We start from the raw sequence: 17396 nt of genomic DNA, 5'->3' as shown, positions 1-17396 counted from the left end.
GAAAATATGCCTCAGTTAGCGACGATTTGCTACATTGATAACGGGAAAGAACTGCTCATGCTCCACCGTAATAAGAAGCCCAATGATGTCCATGAAGGGAAATGGATTGGTGTGGGTGGTAAACTAGAGCGTGGAGAGACGCCTCAGGAATGCGCGACACGTGAAATCCTCGAAGAAACAGGGCTCAAAGCCAAGCCAGTTCTAAAAGGTGTCATCACTTTTCCTGAATTCACACCAGGTTTAGACTGGTACACCTATGTTTTTAAGGTGACGGAGTTTGAGGGCGACTTGATTGACTGCAACGAGGGAACACTGGAATGGGTTCCTTATGACGAGGTTTTGAGTAAGCCGACTTGGGAAGGTGACCATACCTTTGTTGAGTGGCTTTTAGAGGATAAACCCTTCTTCTCAGCCAAGTTTGTTTATGATGGTGATAAATTGTTGGATACCCAAGTTGATTTCTATGAATAAAGGAGAAAGCAGATGCTACTAATCAAAAATGGTCGTGTAATGGATCCCAAGTCTGGTTTGGATCAAGTGTGTGATGTTTTGGTTGAAGATGGAAAGATTGTCAAAATTGCGCCTGAAATCAAAGAAGAAGGAGCAGAAACGATTGATGCTACTGGTCTAGTAGTTGCTCCTGGTTTGGTCGATATTCATGTTCATTTCCGTGAACCTGGTCAAACCCACAAGGAAGACATTCATACTGGTGCCCTAGCAGCCGCTGCAGGTGGTTTTACAACTGTAGTTATGATGGCTAATACCAGTCCAACTATTTCAGACGTAGAGACTTTGAAAGAAGTTCTCCAATCAGCTGCCAAGGAAAAGATTAATGTCAAGACGGTTGCGACTATTACTAAAAACTTTAATGGCCAAGATTTGACTGACTTTAAAGCACTCTTAGAAGCTGGAGCTGTTGGTTTTTCTGATGACGGTATTCCGCTTGAGAGCAGTAAAGTTGTCAAGGAAGCCATGGAGGAAGCTAAAAAGCTTAATACCTTTATTAGTCTTCATGAGGAAGATCCAGGTTTGAACGGTGTTCTTGGCTTTAATGAAAATATCGCTAAAGAACATTTCCATATCTGCGGTGCGACTGGGGTGGCTGAGTACGCTATGATGGCGCGTGATGTCATGATTGCCTATGCAACTAAGGCTCATGTCCATATTCAGCATTTGTCTAAGGAAGAAAGTGTCAAAGTAGTTGAGTTTGCTCAAGGGCTAGGCGCGCAAGTCACAGCAGAAGTAGCGCCACAGCATTTCTCTAAGACAGAAGCACTTCTTTTGACACAAGGTAGCAATGCTAAGATGAATCCACCGCTTCGTTTGGAATCAGACCGTCGTGCCGTGATTGAAGGTCTCAAGTCAGGTGTCATCACAGTTATCGCGACTGACCACGCGCCTCATCATGCAGATGAGAAAAATGTCGAAGATATTACCAAAGCGCCATCTGGTATGACTGGCTTAGAAACATCTCTATCTCTTGGATTGACTTATTTGGTCGAAGCTGGTGAGTTAAGCTTGATGGAATTACTCGAAAAAATGACATACAACCCGTCCAAGCTTTACAACTTTGAAGCAGGTTACTTGGCTGAGAATGGCCCAGCGGACATCACTATTTTTGATGTTAAGGCTGACCGTCTTGTGGACTCCCATTTTGCTTCAAAAGCAGCTAATTCACCATTCATCGGTGAAACCTTAAAAGGGCAGGTTAAATACACCATCTGTAAGGGACAAATCGTCTATCAAAACTAGGTGGGAGTCTGCTCTGTAAACAAAAAGAATAGAGAGCTTATATGTACCAAACCCATCATTTTAAAGATAAGTTTATCTTATTTTTAAAGATATTTTTCCCTATACTGATTTATCAATTTGCAAATTATTCTGCCTCCTTTGTTGATACGACTATGACAGGACAATACAATACCATGGACTTGGCTGGTGTGTCTATGGCAACCAGTATCTGGAATCCTTTCTTTACATTCCTGACAGGGATTGTATCAGCCCTTGTGCCCATCATTGGTCACCATCTTGGGCGAGGCAAAAAGGAAGAAGTTGCGTCTGATTTTTACCAATTTATCTATTTGGCTTTGGGACTATCTGTGGTCTTGCTGGGGATGGTACTTTTCTTGGCACCACCAATCTTGAATCATATTGGACTAGAAGCACCAGTGGCGGCAGTAGCAGTTCGTTATCTTTGGTTTTTATCTATCGGAATTATCCCCCTGTTGCTCTTTAGTGTCATTCGGTCCTTGCTGGATTCGCTGGGCTTGACCAAGCTGTCCATGTATCTCATGCTTTTGTTGCTTCCTCTCAATAGTGGATTTAATTATCTCTTGATTTTCGGAGCCTTTGGTGTTCCAGAATTGGGAGGTGCTGGTTCTGGTTTAGGTACTTCTTTAGCCTACTGGGTCTTGCTGGGAATTTCTGTTCTGGTTCTATTTAAACAGGAGAAGCTCAAAGCCCTACATCTTGAGAAACGAATTCCACTTAATATGGATAAAATCAAGGAAGGAGTTCGATTGGGTTTGCCTATTGGGGGAACTGTCTTCGCGGAAGTGGCTATCTTTTCCGTGGTTGGTTTGATTATGGCTAAGTTCTCATCCTTGATTATCGCTAGTCACCAGTCAGCTATGAACTTTTCAACTCTCATGTACGCCTTTCCTATGAGTATCTCATCTGCTATGGCTATTGTTGTTTCCTATGAAGTGGGAGCCAAGCGATTTGATGATGCGAAAACCTATATTGGTTTAGGAAGATGGACAGCCCTTATTTTTGCAGGCTTCACCTTATCTTTCCTTTACATTTTTAGGGGAAATGTGGCCAGTCTTTATGGTAACGACCCAGAATTTATCGATCTGACAGCGCGTTTTTTGACTTACAGTCTCTTCTTCCAGTTAGCAGATACCTTTGCGGCCCCCCTTCAGGGAATTTTGCGAGGGTATAAGGATACAGTGATTCCTTTTTACCTTGGTTTGGTTGGCTATTGGGGGGTGACACTCCCAGTAGCTATGGTATTCGACTCTCTAACAGATTTTGGAGCTTATTCTTACTGGATTGGTTTGATTATTAGTCTAATCGTAAGTGGTGCTCTCTACCGTTGGCGTTTAACTGTGATTATGAAGAGATTTGAATCTTTGGAAAAATCTAAATGCTAAAAAGTTTGTGAAAAAATATTCTTTGTAAGCAAATCCCTTGTTTTCATGGGGTTTTCTTTTTTATTTTGTGAATTTTTCTTAAGAAAAACTTTGACAGTATTTGCCAAAAACGGTAAAATAGTAAGGTAAGAAGAAACTTAGAAAGGCAAGAAGATGTCAACTTTAGATAAAAATCTTTTGCTAGAGATGTTCCGTAAGATGGAAGAAATCCGTCGTATGGACTTAAAAATTGCGCAATTAGTAAAGAAAGGGAAAGTGCCAGGAATGACGCACTTTTCTGTTGGAGAAGAGGCGGCTAACGTGGGTGCTATGTTGGCTCTCAATCCAGATGATCTAATTACCTCAAACCACCGTGGTCACGGACAAGCTATTGCCAAAGGAATTGACCTTAATGGAATGATGGCTGAAATCCTTGGTAAATACACTGGAACCTGTAAAGGTAAAGGTGGTTCTATGCATATCGCCGACCTTGATGCTGGGAACCTTGGTGCCAATGGTATTGTAGGCGGTGGTATGGGAATCGCTGTTGGTGCAGCCCTCAGTCAGCAAATGCAAAATACCGGTAAAATCGTTGTCTGCTTCTTTGGAGATGGTGCGACCAATGAAGGTGTTTTCCACGAAGCAGTGAACATGGCTTCTATCTGGAAGCTGCCAGTCATTTTCTATTGCATTAACAACGGTTACGGTATCTCTGCGGATATCAAGAAAATGACCAATGTAGAACATATCCATCAACGTAGTGCTGCATATGGAATTCCTGGAATGTTCATCGAAGATGGAAACAATGTTATCGAAGTCTATGAAGGATTTAAGAAAGCCGTAGATCATGTTCGCAGTGGTAATGGTCCAGTCTTGATTGAAAGTGTCACTTATCGTTGGCTCGGTCACTCATCATCTGACCCTGGTAAATATCGTACGCGTGAAGAAGTGGAGTTGTGGAAACAAAAAGACCCGATCGAAAACCTTCGCAAGTACCTCATTGAAAACACTATTGCAAGTGCTGAAGAATTGGAAGAAATCCAAGCGCAAGTCAAGGAAGCAGTAGAAGCTTCTGTTAAATTTGCGGAAGAAAGTCCATTCCCACCACTTGAATCAGCATTTGAAGATATTTACGCAGACTAAGGAGAAAGAGATAAAATGGAAACAAAAACAATGTCCTTCCGTGACACCATTATCCTTGCTATGTCTGAGGAAATGCGTCGCGATGAAAATGTGTTCTTGATGGGAGAAGACGTCGGTGTCTTCGGAGGAGACTTCGGAACTTCTGTCGGAATGCTCGAAGAATTTGGTCCAGAACGTGTTCGTGACTGTCCGATTTCTGAAGCTGCCATCTCAGGTGCAGCAGCAGGAGCAGCCATGACAGGCCTTCGTCCAATCGTCGATATGACCTTTATGGACTTCTCGGTCATTGCCATGGACAATATCGTAAACCAAGCAGCTAAAACACGCTATATGTTTGGTGGGAAAGGTCAGGTTCCAATGACTGTTCGTTGTGCAGCTGGTAACGGAGTTGGTTCTGCAGCCCAGCATTCACAATCTCTAGAGTCTTGGTTCACTCATATCCCAGGACTTAAGGTTGTAGCACCAGGTACGCCTGCGGACATGAAAGGACTGCTTAAGTCTTCTATCCGTGATAATAACCCTGTTATTATCCTTGAGTACAAGTCAGAATTTAACCAAAAAGGGGAAGTACCAGTTGATCCAGACTACACGATTCCACTTGGAGTCGGTGAAATCAAACGCGAAGGAACGGATGTAACAGTTGTTACTTATGGAAAAATGCTCCGTCGTGTGGTTCAAGCTGCTGAAGAATTAGCAGAAGAAGGAATTTCTGTTGAGATTGTTGACCCACGTACCCTTGTACCTCTTGATAAGGATATCATCATTAACTCAGTTAAGAAGACTGGTAAGGTTGTTCTGGTTAACGATGCCCATAAAACAAGCGGCTATATCGGAGAGATTTCAGCAATTATTTCAGAGTCAGAAGCATTTGACTATCTAGATGCACCAATCCGCCGTTGCGCAGGAGAAGATGTGCCAATGCCTTATGCACAAAACCTAGAAAATGCAATGATTCCAACCGTTGAAAGCATCAAAGATGCCATCCGTAAAACCTATAACAAAGAATAGAATTACATAAAATAAATTATGTAAAATAACGGTTGTTTTTAACTTTAGTAACTTGAGATATGTATTGTACCCAAGTTATTTGCAAATTTGCGACAGGAGAGAGTCGAATCGATGTTATTCGACGAACGACTTAGTAAGTCTACTAGGTTGACCGCCTAATAGTGGCAATCGTAGCAACTTGAGATACGTGTTGTATCCAATTTGCTTGCAAAGTTGCGACAGGAGGGAGTCGAATCGATGTTATTCGACGAACGACTTAGTAAGTCTACTAGGTTGACCGCGTAATAGTGGCAACCGTAGCAACTTGAGATGCATTACGTATCCAAGTTACTTGCAAAGTTGCGACAGGAGGGAGTCGAATCGATAATATTCGACGAACGACTTAGTAAGTCTACTAGGTTGACCGCCTGATAGCGGCAACCGTAGTAACTTGAGACACGTTCCGTGTCCAAGTTACTTGTAGAGTTGAACACGGGCTAAAAGCTCGGAAAAAAGATAAATCTCCTTGGCTTCATCGAAGCCCGCGTAGATTTCCTATTTTTCAGTCGCTTTTAACGCCCTTAGTATCATAATTAGAATTGGAGAGGTCATGGCTGATGACAAGCTAAGAGCGACTCCTGCAGCTAGAAAGTTAGCGGATGATCTAGGGATCAACCTCTACGATGTTTCTGGCTCAGGTGCAAACGGTCGTGTCCACAAAGAAGACGTGGAAACTTATAAAGACACAAACGTGGTTCGCATTTCGCCACTTGCAAAACGAATTGCCCTCGAACATAATATTGCTTGGCAGGAAATCCAAGGAACGGGTCATCGTGGTAAAATCATGAAGAAGGACGTTTTAGCCTTGCTTCCTGAAAATATCGAAAACGATACCATCAAGTCTCCTGCCCAGATTGAAAAAGTGGAAGAAGTTCCTGATAATGTAACACCATACGGTGAAATTGAGCGTATCCCAATGACACCAATGCGTAAGGTTATTGCCCAGCGTATGGTTGAATCTTACTTAACTGCTCCAACCTTCACCCTCAACTATGAAGTTGATATGACTGAAATATTGGCTCTTCGTAAGAAGGTTCTGGAGCCAATCATGGAAGCAACTGGGAAGAAGACTACTGTAACAGACCTTCTTTCGCTTGCGGTTGTTAAGACTCTTATGAAACACCCATACATCAACGCTTCATTGACAGAAGATGGCAAGACCATTATCACTCATAATTACGTCAATCTTGCCATGGCAGTTGGTATGGATAATGGGTTGATGACACCAGTTGTTTACAATGCTGAAAAACTAAGCTTGTCAGAGTTGGTCGTAGCCTTCAAAGATGTCATTGGTCGTACTTTGGATGGAAAATTGGCTCCAAGCGAACTGCAAAATTCAACATTTACAATCAGTAACTTGGGAATGTTTGGCGTACAGTCCTTTGGTCCGATCATTAATCAACCAAACTCAGCTATCCTTGGTGTGAGTTCGACAATTGAGAAGCCAGTTGTCGTCAATGGTGAGATTGTTATTCGCCCAATCATGAGTCTAGGATTAACCATTGACCACCGTGTTGTAGATGGTATGGCTGGTGCTAAATTTATGAAAGACTTGAAAGAATTGATTGAAAATCCAATCTCAATGTTGATTTAAGAACAAGAGTATTCATTTTTAAGATATAGATAAAGGAAGGAAGACATGGCCTTAGAAGTAATTATGCCAAAAGCCGGCGTGGATATGACAGAAGGACAAATTGTCCAATGGAATAAAAAAGTCGGAGAATTTGTAAAAGAAGGAGAAATCCTTTTGGAAATCATGACTGATAAAGTCAGCATGGAATTGGAAGCCGAAGAAGACGGTTACTTGATTGCTATCCTTAAAGGGGACGGTGAAACAGTTCCTGTAACGGAAGTTATCGGTTACCTTGGTGAAGAAGGGGAAAATATCCCAACAGCTGGAGCGGTAGCGCCAGAAGCTGGCCCAGCACCTACAGCAAGTGCCTCAAACGACGATGGTAAGAGCGATGATGCCTTTGATATCGTTGTGATTGGTGGAGGTCCTGCTGGTTATGTTGCAGCCATTAAAGCTGCTCAACTCGGCGGTAAGGTTGCCCTCGTTGAGAAATCTGAACTTGGTGGAACGTGCTTGAACCGTGGATGCATTCCAACCAAGACCTACCTTCACAATGCTGAAATCATTGAAAACATCGGTCATGCCGCAAACCGTGGTATCGTGATTGAAAATCCTAACTTCACTGTAGATATGGAAAAACTCCTTGAAACTAAGTCTAAAGTTGTCAATACTTTGGTTGGCGGTGTTGCAGGTCTTCTTCGTAGTTACGGAGTTTCGGTTCATAAGGGTATTGGTACCATCACTAAAAACAAGAATGTCTTGGTAAATGGATCTGAATTGCTTGAAACCAAAAAAATCATTCTTGCTGGTGGTTCAAAAGTCAGCAAGATCAATGTCCCTGGTATGGAATCTCCACTTGTCATGACTAGTGATGACATTCTTGAAATGAATGAAGTACCAGAAAGCCTTGTTATCATCGGTGGTGGAGTTGTCGGTATCGAACTCGGTCAAGCCTTCATGACATTTGGCTCTAAAGTGACTGTTATCGAAATGATGGACCGTATTGTTCCAGCTATGGATGCGGAAGTTTCTAAGAATCTTCGTTTGATCCTTGAACGTAAAGGAATGACCATCTTGACTGGTACTAAACTGCAAGAAATCATTGAGGAAAATGGTCAACTTCGTATCAAGGTTGAAGGAAAAGACGATATCATTGCAAACAAAGCTCTTCTTTCAATCGGTCGTGTGCCAGACCTTGAAGGTATCGGAGAGGTTGAGTTTGAATTAGATCGTGGTCGCATCAAGGTCAACGAATACATGGAAACTTCTGTTCCAGGCATTTATGCACCAGGTGACATCAACGGTACTAAGATGTTGGCTCACGCAGCCTTCCGTATGGGTGAAGTTGCCGCTGAAAATGCTCTTAAAGGAAATCATGCTGTTGCCAAATTGAATTTGACTCCTGCAGCCATCTACACTCTTCCTGAAGTAGCAGCAGTAGGTTTGACAGAAGAACAAGCCCGTGAGAAATACGATGTTGCCATCGGTAAATTCAACTTTGCCGCAAACGGTCGTGCCATTGCCTCAGATGCAGCTCAAGGTTTCGTAAAAGTCATCGCAGATAAGAAATACGGGGAAATCCTTGGTGTTCACATCATCGGTCCTGCAGCTGCAGAATTGATTAACGAAGCCTCAAGCATTATCGAAATGGAAATCACAGTTGAAGAAATGTTGAAGACTATCCATGGACACCCAACCTACTCTGAAGTCATGTACGAAGCATTTGCGGATGTTCTAGGAATGGCTATCCATTCACCTAAGAAAAAATAAAAGAAAGATAGATTAGACTGGAAAGGTGTTTTCCAGTCTCTATCGTATAAAGGGATATCATGAAATACATTATCAATCATTCAAACGACACTGCTTTTAATATCGCCTTGGAAGAATATGCCTTTAAACACCTTTTGGATGAGGATCAAATCTTCCTACTTTGGATTAACAAGCCATCCATCATTGTTGGTCGTCACCAGAACACTATCGAAGAAATCAACCGTGATTATGTTCGAGAAAATGGCATTGAGGTGGTCCGCCGTATCAGCGGTGGTGGAGCCGTTTATCACGATCTAAATAACCTCAATTACACGATTATCTCAAAAGAAGATGAAAACAAGGCTTTTGACTTTAAGAGCTTCTCAACTCCGGTTATCAATACACTAGCTCAACTTGGAGTTAAAGCTGAGTTCACAGGTCGCAATGACTTAGAGATTGATGGCAAGAAATTCTGCGGCAATGCCCAAGCTTATATCAATGGCCGTATCATGCACCACGGTTGCTTGCTCTTTGACGTTGATTTGTCAGTCCTCGCAAATGCCCTTAAGGTTTCAAAGGATAAATTTGAATCAAAAGGTGTGAAATCGGTTCGTGCTCGTGTAACCAATATTGTCAATGAATTACCAGAAAAAATCACAGTTGAAGAATTCCGTGATTTACTCTTGGAATACATGAAAAAAGAGTACCCAGAAATGACTGAATACGTTTTTTCTGAGGAAGAATTGGCTGAAATCAATCGCATCAAGGATACTAAGTTTGGTACTTGGGACTGGAACTACGGTAAATCACCTGAATTTAACGTCCGTCGTGGAACAAAATTCACTAGTGGTAAGGTGGAAGTCTTTGCTAACGTTACTGAATCAAAAATCCAAGACATCAAGATTTATGGTGACTTCTTTGGTATTGAAGACGTTGCTGCAGTAGAAGATGTTCTTCGTGGAGTGAAATACGAACGCGAAGATGTTCTTAAGGCGCTAGAAACTATTGATATCACACGCTACTTCGCTGGTATTAGCCGTGAAGAGATCGCTGAAGCGGTAGTTGGATAAATCAAAAAGAAGTTGGTTGTAGGACCAGCTTCTTTTTTTAAAATCATATATTACATAATTTATTTTATGTATTTTATAAACTGTCTAGAGCATTCTTTTGTTCATCATTAACGATATGGGTATAGAGGTCAGTGACTTGTGTGCTGGCATGTCCTAGCTGATGGCTGACCAAAACTTGAGATTTAGTGGCATCATAGAGCCTAGTTGCTAGGGTATGCCGTAGTTTATGGGGTGTTACACGGACTTTGAAGTCCTCAGAGTACTTAGCAACCATTTTTTCAACGCTGGAAGCATCGATACGATTAGGAACACCTCTGTAGAGAGTCAAAAAAAGGGCTGTATCTGTTTTTTCTGTCTTATAGCGTTGATTACGAATGGCTAGATAATTCTCTAGATAAGGTTTTGCAAAGGCAGCGACATTGACAGAGTCACGTTTGCCACCTTTTCGAGTGACATCAATAACCATCATCTTGAGATTGAGATCTCTTAGATCCAGATTAACAGCTTCAGACAAGCGGACGCCAGACGCCAAGAGAAGGGCAATAATGGCCAAATCTCGTTCTTTATTTTTATTAAATGATGATAGGGCGCGATTTGAGAGTTGTTGTGGATACTCTTGGTCAATATAAGTAAGAAAACCTTCTGTTTCATCACCTAAAAAGAGTTTTTGCTTGATGTTTTCAGCTCTGGCAGCAAGTGTTTCTTTCTTTTTCTTTGTTGAAACTTTCTTCATTACATTACGATAGAAATAAGGTTCCCCCTGATCGTTTTCAACCTCCTCGGTCAGATACTTGTAAAGACTAGAAAGTGCTGACAAGGTCCGATTGATAGTTGTCTGTGAAACACCTTGTTTTGTTGTATTGGCATTCAGCAAAGGACGTTCTCGAAGATAAAGGATAAAAGATTCCATGTCTTTCTTAGACATATTTTCCAAGACAGATAAAGGAATATCAGCCATTTTATCTGCGTTTGAGATACCAGACTCCAAAACCCAGCTGAAAAATCGATCGTATTCCTTGAGGTATTCGTACAAGGTTGTAAAACTGTAAGGAACAGCAAGCTTAGATTGGTAGTATTCCAGAACATACCAGGGCATGATTTGTTTTAGTTTGTCGATTCGTTCCAGTAAAATTTCACGTTTCATGTATTTTCTCCGTAAATAAGTCTACTAGTAGTATAGCATAGACTTATTTATTTTTCAAGAAAATTATAGTTTTTCGGAAAGATGTTATAGAGGACATAGATGCAAAGAAAACTATATAACCATACGAAAAATTCTTCTTTATACATCATCATACTTGACTAACATATTAGGTATTTTTGTTTCAAGACTTTTGCGGACTTTTCCTTGTATTGCAGTGTCCATTTGGTTGTTAATACTTGTTATTGTTGCTTTAGTATCTCTTGCAATTGTTTTCGACTTTTGGTCAAAACTTGATTTTATTTTAACTTTAGCTCCCCAAGCATCTGACGGAATTGATTCATATGAAGAGTCGGTTATATGAACTTCCTCAATCCCTTCATAGGAATTCTTTAAGGTATTTACCAAACTAACTTCATATTCTCTATTTCGACGCTCTTCTTTGGATTTCCCTAACATGCTAAACATAAAAACACCTCCTGCTGTGATGATTGCGATTAACAAAACGATTAGCAGCCTTTTATAATTTTTTTAGTGCTGGAATTGTTCATTTAAGTTTTTCTCCTTTTTTCTTATTGTACTATAACCTAGAATAATTTAATCATTTTTATAATATATTATAATATTTCTAACAATAAATAACCGACCTCATTGCTGAGAATCGGTTTTCTAATATGTTTAATTAAGAAATTGTTTTTCACATAATATAAATTATGTGAAAAAACTTCTACAACAACAAATCTTTGACTTTCCCAATTTCACTTTTTGGAATAACTAAATGAATCATATCGCCGAGATACATTCTGGTTGAGCCGTTAACTGTTTGGCTCTTACCATTATGGACTTGAGTAGTGATGAGTACGTTATGTGGTAAGTTGAGTTCGTGTACTTGTTTTCCTGCTATTTTATCTGAAACAGGGATTTCAATGAGGGTGACTTCTCCTTCATCTGATGCTTCTTCAGGCAGCATTTTTTCCAACATAGCCTCATAGACTGGCGCACCTTTGAGTAGATCCATGATGATGTAGGCGACTAAGGTGACTAATCCAAGTGGCATGAGGTTACGAATATCTCCTACCATCTCAGTCACAAGTATCATAGCAGTTAAGGGAGCTTTGGATATTGCTCCAAAATAGCCACTCATTCCTAGAATGACAAATATAGGGAATTGCTCTTGACTGACAAGTCCAAGATTGACACAAATAACACCAACTAGGGCACCAAGTAAGGAACCTAGCGCCAAAATTGGTAGGAAAATTCCACCTGGAAGACCACTTCCATAACTAATCATACTCCAAATAAAGCGAATCAAAAAGTAAACTAATAGAACTTGAAAACTAAAATCTTGCTCAGTTAAGGAAAGAACCAGCTGATTTCCACCACCAAGGATTTGAGGTAAGAAAATTCCGACTGGTATGATGAGAATGAAGGCCAGAATTGGATAATAAGCTCTATCTAAACGAATTTTTTGACCAATCCAGTCATAAACTCTGCCGACGTTTAATACAGCCTTCTCATAGAGAAAACCGGAAAGTCCAAGAAAAATTCCCATAAGGAGGTAAATCCAATACTGATCCAGGGTCATGAGTGGGATGTTGTCTGGCATGTCCAGTACGGGTGTTAGGCCAAATATGAGCAAAGAGACAAAGTTTGCTACGAGACTGGCTGCTAGAGTTGAGACCCAGAAAAAGCGTGAAAAATGGTGATAAACTTCTTCTACCACAAAGAGAAGTCCTGCAATCGGTGCATTAAAGGCTGCAGCTAGTCCTGCAGCTGCACCACTAGCAATCAAGGAACGTTCCTCAACTGGACTGGATTTGAGCCACTTGGCAATACCTTTACCACCAACTGCTCCAAGTTGAATACTTGGCCCTTCACGCCCTAGCATGAGTCCACTGGCAATAGCTAGAATTCCTAGAATATATTTTTTCCAAAGAACACCCCACCAGTTGAGGGTCATAAGGCCTTTCAGTTCGGCTTCGACTTGAGGAATTCCTGAGCCTTTGATATCTTTTTCTGATCGAGTTAATTTCGCACTGAGCCAGCAGATGAGTATGTAAAATAAAACCAGTATAAAAAGATTGCGCACTAGGTGCGCTTGATCTTGATAAAGTCCTTGTATCAGGTGGAAGCCTTTTTCAATTAAGAAACGAAAGGATCCGACGATTATCCCAACGGCGAGACCGACGATGATTCCTCGTCCTACTTGGGATAATATGGTACTTGAGGCAAAGGCAAATTCTTTCTTAGAACTGAGTGTTTCTGACTGTTCCTCCATAATCATTCCTTCTAACTTATCTTTCTTTTTCTCCAGAAACCAGCGATTTAACGGGTTCAAAACTGGTCCGGTGAATTGAGGTAACTCCTAGTTTTTCCAGTCCTTCTAGGTGTTTAGCAGTTCCATATCCTGCATTAGCAGAGAAATCATAGCCAGGGAACTGCTGATCGTATTCCTTCATCAATTCATCACGTGTCACCTTGGCTACTATAGAAGCTGCTGCAATCGAGAGGGAGTTGGCATCTCCTTTGATGATGGAGGTTTGTGAAATTGGCAACTCCAGTTTCATGGCATCTATCAAGAGATGTTCAGGTTGAGGACTAAGCTGGGAGATTGCTTCCTTCATGGCCAGTTTGGTTGCTTCATAGATATTGACTTGGTCGATGACTCTATTATCCATGATACCAATGCCGATTGATAAGGCTTGATCTTGAACGGCTTGATAAATTTCTAGATGTTTCTTTTTAGGAATTTTCTTGCTGTCGTTGAGGCCTCTAATCTTACCATTTTTAGGCAAAATAACGGCTGCAGCAACTACTGGCCCAGCCAGAGGACCTCGGCCGACCTCATCAACACCTGCTATCAAGGTCAATCCTTGCTTGTAAAGTTCTTTTTCGTAGGAAAGCATGGATTCCAAACGAAGATCCTCATCTAATTCAGCTTGAATGGCTTTTTTACGCTTGCTGATTTCCTTTTGAACTCCAGAGCGAGTATCCTTTTCGAGTTCTAAAAAAACAGGGCTATCTAGGGCATTGACCGTTGCAAGGAGTTCTTTGATTTCTTTAATTGTCGCCATCGCGGTCTTCCAATGTATCTAAGGTATAGTTACCGAGTTTGCCATCGCGGACTTCCTTCACGAAGAGACTGTAAAAGCGGTCATAGTCGTCTCTGAAACCGAGGGCGCGGGTCATATCCATAATAATAACAGGCGCTTCTTCTTCAATTTTCATTTGTTTGAAGCGTTCGGCCAGCTTTTCTGGATAATGTTCTTTGAAATAATTGAGACCAAAAATAGTTACCTCATCCATAGGAAGCAACTGGTCTTTAATAGCTCCAGTCAAGGCCAACTTAAGCGCAACAGTTTCATCCTCAAACTTAGGCCAGAGAATCCCTGGTGTATCCAAGATTTCCAGGTCTTTATTGGTTTTGAGCCATTGTTGCCCCTTGGTAACACCTGGTTTATTGCCGACAACGGCAATTTTCTTACCAGCCAAACGATTCATGAGAGTTGATTTACCAGCATTGGGAATCCCAATAATCATGGTACGCAAGGTTTCAATCTTGATGCCGCGTTCCTTCTGGCGAGCAATCTTATCCGCCATGAGTTTCTTGGCCGCATCTGTTACAACTTTTACAGTCACTTGCTCTTTGGAGTTGATAGCAAGAGTCTGAATTCCTTGTGATTCAAAATACTGACGCCATTCCTTGGTCATTGCTGGATCAGCCAAGTCCGCCTTGTTTAAAATCAAGAGTTTTGGTTTGTCACCAACAATCTTGGTCAACATAGGATTTTGACTAGATAAAGGTAAGCGTGCATCCACCAAAATCGTTACAAAATCTACAAATTTTAAATTTTCCTGAACCTGTCGACGCGCTTTAGACATGTGACCAGGAAACCATTGAATAGTAGCCATTGAGTTTTTTTCCTTTCGTAGCAAGGGTTTAGAGCCCCTATTTTATTTTACTATTGTCTAAACACCAAGCGAACACCAAAACTACCATGCAATGGAAAAACCTCTGATTTGATTCTCGCTTGATTTCACAATCTTTATATCAAACTGTGGGTGGTATTTAACAATATCTTTTTTGATTTTTAATAGTAAATTTGAAACAATATTTTTAGGTGAGTAACGTGGACTAAGATGTAACAAGTCTTTGAACTCATCAACACTTAATTCTACTTTATTGGTATTATCACTAGTTTCAATCAATTTTTCAATCATTCTGGAATATTTACAGGTATAACTTTTCAATTCTTCAAAATGGAAATTGTGATTTTCTACAAATTGATTTAAGGCTTTTACAGTATTTTCTTGTGAACGATTTATATTATGTGTATAGCCCATTGTTGTCTCAAAGTTAGCGTGTCCTACTCTAGTCATAATATCTTTCACTGCTATGTGCATCTCATTACTTTGAAGGTAACTAATATGCATATGTCTAAACGAATGGGGAGTAACATGTTTTACCCACTTAAAACCATAGTCACTTAAACAATTTGTCAATAATTTTCCTTCTATTCGTTTCAAAATTTGACGAAAAGTGCTTGATGTTATTGGAGAGCCGTATTCTGTTCTAAATACACTTTCAGAATGTGTAAAAGCAGGACAGGGATGTTTCTCCATATAAGCATCAAACTCTTTATTTCTCTGTATTGTCCTTTTAATAGCTTCGCTTGCAGCTTCAGGCAAAGCTACTTCTCTAATTGAATTGAGTGTTTTAGTTGTATCAAAATGAAATTGTTCAACTTTTAAACAATGATATTGAAGTGCCTTATCAATATGCAAGATTCCTTTTTCAAAATCAATATCTGATGGTAAAAATGCTGCTTCACTAATTCGAATACCTGTAAGCAACAATACTATAGCAAGATCATAATAGTTTGCATTTCTGCATTGGCGTAACACATCAAAAAATGCATGTAATTCATGGATTTCTAGAAATTTAGAGTCATGTCTTTCTTTTGCTTTACGCCTTTTCTCTAGTGAAATATCTAGTTTTACCGCAGTCATTGGAGAAAACTTAATGACATTATATAACACACCATGATTAAAAATTTTATTACAAGTACTTTTTATATGAGTCATTGTTGAAGGCGATGCATCATACATTTCTAAATATTTATTGAGACTATTTTTCATCAGAAGTGGAGTAATCCTGTCTAACAAAAAATCATCTCCTATAATTTTCCCAAGACGCTTCATAACCAGTAGTTCTCTCTGAATTGTTTGTGGTTTAACAGAGACACACCAAGTCTGAAACCAATTTTCTTTTAACTCTCCAAATGTTGTAATCAGTTCAGGGCTAAACTGACTTTCAAATGAAGTAGTTAGTCTATCTATTTTATCAAGAACCTCTCTTTCAGCTTGTTTCCTCGCCCTACTAGTATTCTTAGTATAACTTACAGTTACTGATTTCCACTTTCCTGTTAGTGGATCTTTGTACTTTTCAACCACTTGATATAAGGGTTTCCCTTTTGAATTTGTTTTAGTTACATAATACATAATTTAATTCCTATTAACTCTTAAAAAGAAATAAATCATTGTTGTATAGAATAAATAACTACCCTATATTATACCATGACTTCCTTATTTTGTCCGCTTTTGCTTCCATCTTAAGAAACTTTCAAATCCTTCTAGATTAATGAAAACAAGTTTATGGGTTGGGTTAATTACATACATGGAAAATGTTCTGTTTTCTCGCATTTCTTTAATCCATCTGTTCAATGTATATTGATTTAAACCATCCCATCTTTTTAGAATTCCTTTTTTATCGGCCCATTCTGCAATGGAATTTTCGACAGATATATATTTTATATTCATGTCATTATCCTTCCTAAAAAATATTTTCTCCTCCATGGTATGACTGATGAGGTCATCATAAGAATTTCACTTGCTGCTCTTTTACGGTGGCAGCCTGAACGATCAGAAGTATCATTGTATATCATTTGTATCATGGCATATAAAGTATCGCTCTATTTTATTGATGGTTTTAAAATCGCTCTTATCATGGCGAACCATTCAAATCTGCTCCACAAATGAGGAAAGTACCATTTTGGACTATTCAATTTTCAAAGAACAAATAAAAAATCTCCTCATTTTCACACTCTATGAAATTGAGGAGATTATTTTCTAAAGCGAATTTTATCAGGAAAATCTGTCAATCCCAATAGGTAGTCTGTACTGACATCGTAAAAGTTTGAGAGAGTTACCAATACATCTGCCGTTAAGGCATGCTCACCCCGTTCAATTTTAGCATAAGCTGAGTTTGTAAACGAAAGTATTCTAGCTATTTGTTTTTGGGTCAAATCGTGATCTTCCCTCAAATCTCTCAAACGTCTGTACATCTAGCTTTCTCCTGAGAAAAGTATAATATATAAAACTAAGAAATCATTCAAAGTGTCCAAATTGGACATTTTGAACTAAAATTAATTTATTAAACACTTCTCATAAGCATATCTATTATAGGTGAGACAATATTAAGAAAGACGGTCAAAATCTATTAACCGTCTAAAAATAAAAATTAATTGTCTAACTTTTTG

The 17396-nt window shown here is 39.8% G+C and carries 15 protein-coding genes and 1 pseudogene; 8 read left to right on the top strand and 8 right to left on the bottom strand.

The annotated features are described in order from the left end of the window. The first annotated feature begins 6 nt into the window (after positions 1–6). The 8 genes from ACERDH_RS02005 to lplA all read left to right on the top strand — a co-directional run bounded on the left by ACERDH_RS02005 (position 7) and on the right by lplA (position 9716). Positions 7–471, top strand: coding sequence for an NUDIX hydrolase (locus ACERDH_RS02005; protein WP_386683273.1), 465 nt, complete (start codon positions 7–9; stop codon positions 469–471). Positions 472–483: 12 nt separating this feature from the next. Continuing rightward, entirely contained in the window at positions 484–1752 is a 1269-nt protein-coding gene (locus ACERDH_RS02000) for a dihydroorotase (RefSeq protein ID WP_386683276.1), read from the top strand. Positions 1753–1793: 41 nt separating this feature from the next. Next, a complete protein-coding gene (pdrM, locus tag ACERDH_RS01995; protein ID WP_386683279.1) occupies positions 1794–3155 on the top strand; it encodes a sodium-coupled multidrug efflux MATE transporter PdrM in 1362 nt (453 codons plus the stop codon). A 153-nt stretch (positions 3156–3308) separates the two neighbouring features. Further along, positions 3309–4277, top strand: a complete 969-nt coding sequence (locus tag ACERDH_RS01990) for a thiamine pyrophosphate-dependent dehydrogenase E1 component subunit alpha (protein WP_386683282.1) — start codon at positions 3309–3311, stop codon at positions 4275–4277. Between the two features lie 15 nt (positions 4278–4292). Next, on the top strand, positions 4293–5285 hold the full coding sequence (locus ACERDH_RS01985) for an alpha-ketoacid dehydrogenase subunit beta (RefSeq protein ID WP_000448714.1): 993 nt from the start codon (positions 4293–4295) through the stop codon (positions 5283–5285). Positions 5286–5874: 589 nt separating this feature from the next. Continuing rightward, positions 5875–6918, top strand: coding sequence for a dihydrolipoamide acetyltransferase (locus ACERDH_RS01980; RefSeq protein ID WP_386683285.1), 1044 nt, complete (start codon positions 5875–5877; stop codon positions 6916–6918). 45 nt (positions 6919–6963) lie between these two features. Then, positions 6964–8667 (top strand): dihydrolipoyl dehydrogenase, encoded by a 1704-nt coding sequence (lpdA, locus tag ACERDH_RS01975; protein ID WP_386683288.1) that lies wholly within the window; start codon positions 6964–6966, stop codon positions 8665–8667. A gap of 59 nt (positions 8668–8726) precedes the next feature. Then, on the top strand, positions 8727–9716 hold the full coding sequence (gene lplA, locus ACERDH_RS01970) for a lipoate--protein ligase (RefSeq protein WP_049491414.1): 990 nt from the start codon (positions 8727–8729) through the stop codon (positions 9714–9716). A 73-nt stretch (positions 9717–9789) separates the two neighbouring features. Here lplA and xerS read toward each other — a convergent pair whose 3' ends face one another. The 8 genes and pseudogenes from xerS to ACERDH_RS01930 form a co-directional block, all read right to left on the bottom strand. Beyond that, positions 9790–10860 carry a tyrosine recombinase XerS gene (xerS, locus tag ACERDH_RS01965; protein ID WP_386683292.1) on the bottom strand — a complete coding sequence of 357 codons (1071 nt, stop codon included), beginning with the start codon at positions 10858–10860 and terminating at the stop codon, positions 9790–9792. A 297-nt stretch (positions 10861–11157) separates the two neighbouring features. Continuing rightward, positions 11158–11408 (bottom strand): annotated as a pseudogene (locus ACERDH_RS01960) (hypothetical protein); the annotation flags it as partial. Positions 11409–11584: 176 nt separating this feature from the next. After that, on the bottom strand, positions 11585–13135 hold the full coding sequence (locus tag ACERDH_RS01955; RefSeq protein WP_386683295.1) for a ClC family H(+)/Cl(-) exchange transporter: 1551 nt from the start codon (positions 13133–13135) through the stop codon (positions 11585–11587). Between the two features lie 16 nt (positions 13136–13151). Next, positions 13152–13931, bottom strand: coding sequence for a ribonuclease HII (gene rnhB, locus ACERDH_RS01950; RefSeq protein ID WP_386683298.1), 780 nt, complete (start codon positions 13929–13931; stop codon positions 13152–13154). After that, positions 13918–14769: a ribosome biogenesis GTPase YlqF gene (ylqF, locus tag ACERDH_RS01945; protein ID WP_386683301.1), complete on the bottom strand. Its 852-nt coding sequence runs from the start codon at positions 14767–14769 to the stop codon at positions 13918–13920. Before ylqF ends, rnhB begins: the two co-directional genes overlap by 14 nt. An 81-nt stretch (positions 14770–14850) precedes the next feature. After that, a complete protein-coding gene (locus ACERDH_RS01940; RefSeq protein WP_386686852.1) occupies positions 14851–16359 on the bottom strand; it encodes a tyrosine-type recombinase/integrase in 1509 nt (502 codons plus the stop codon). A gap of 84 nt (positions 16360–16443) precedes the next feature. Continuing rightward, on the bottom strand, positions 16444–16677 hold the full coding sequence (locus ACERDH_RS01935) for a hypothetical protein (RefSeq protein ID WP_001022845.1): 234 nt from the start codon (positions 16675–16677) through the stop codon (positions 16444–16446). Positions 16678–16979: 302 nt separating this feature from the next. Beyond that, on the bottom strand, positions 16980–17201 hold the full coding sequence (locus ACERDH_RS01930; RefSeq protein WP_247949253.1) for a helix-turn-helix domain-containing protein: 222 nt from the start codon (positions 17199–17201) through the stop codon (positions 16980–16982). Between the last annotated feature and the right edge of the window lie 195 nt (positions 17202–17396).

The organism is Streptococcus bovismuti (assembly GCF_042436615.2).
In the GTDB taxonomy this organism is placed as follows: domain Bacteria; phylum Bacillota; class Bacilli; order Lactobacillales; family Streptococcaceae; genus Streptococcus.
This window is presented reverse-complemented; position numbering and strand designations above follow the sequence as displayed.

Coding starts and splice junctions, on each gene's coding strand:
- ACERDH_RS02005 (WP_386683273.1), top strand. CDS start 7: ATGCCTCAGTTAGCGACGATTTGCTACATTGATAACGGGAAAGAACTG.
- ACERDH_RS02000 (WP_386683276.1), top strand. CDS start 484: ATGCTACTAATCAAAAATGGTCGTGTAATGGATCCCAAGTCTGGTTTG.
- pdrM (WP_386683279.1), top strand. CDS start 1,794: ATGTACCAAACCCATCATTTTAAAGATAAGTTTATCTTATTTTTAAAG.
- ACERDH_RS01990 (WP_386683282.1), top strand. CDS start 3,309: ATGTCAACTTTAGATAAAAATCTTTTGCTAGAGATGTTCCGTAAGATG.
- ACERDH_RS01985 (WP_000448714.1), top strand. CDS start 4,293: ATGGAAACAAAAACAATGTCCTTCCGTGACACCATTATCCTTGCTATG.
- ACERDH_RS01980 (WP_386683285.1), top strand. CDS start 5,875: ATGGCTGATGACAAGCTAAGAGCGACTCCTGCAGCTAGAAAGTTAGCG.
- lpdA (WP_386683288.1), top strand. CDS start 6,964: ATGGCCTTAGAAGTAATTATGCCAAAAGCCGGCGTGGATATGACAGAA.
- lplA (WP_049491414.1), top strand. CDS start 8,727: ATGAAATACATTATCAATCATTCAAACGACACTGCTTTTAATATCGCC.
- xerS (WP_386683292.1), bottom strand. CDS start 10,860: ATGAAACGTGAAATTTTACTGGAACGAATCGACAAACTAAAACAAATC.
- ACERDH_RS01955 (WP_386683295.1), bottom strand. CDS start 13,135: ATGGAGGAACAGTCAGAAACACTCAGTTCTAAGAAAGAATTTGCCTTT.
- rnhB (WP_386683298.1), bottom strand. CDS start 13,931: ATGGCGACAATTAAAGAAATCAAAGAACTCCTTGCAACGGTCAATGCC.
- ylqF (WP_386683301.1), bottom strand. CDS start 14,769: ATGGCTACTATTCAATGGTTTCCTGGTCACATGTCTAAAGCGCGTCGA.
- ACERDH_RS01940 (WP_386686852.1), bottom strand. CDS start 16,359: ATGTATTATGTAACTAAAACAAATTCAAAAGGGAAACCCTTATATCAA.
- ACERDH_RS01935 (WP_001022845.1), bottom strand. CDS start 16,677: ATGAATATAAAATATATATCTGTCGAAAATTCCATTGCAGAATGGGCC.
- ACERDH_RS01930 (WP_247949253.1), bottom strand. CDS start 17,201: ATGTACAGACGTTTGAGAGATTTGAGGGAAGATCACGATTTGACCCAA.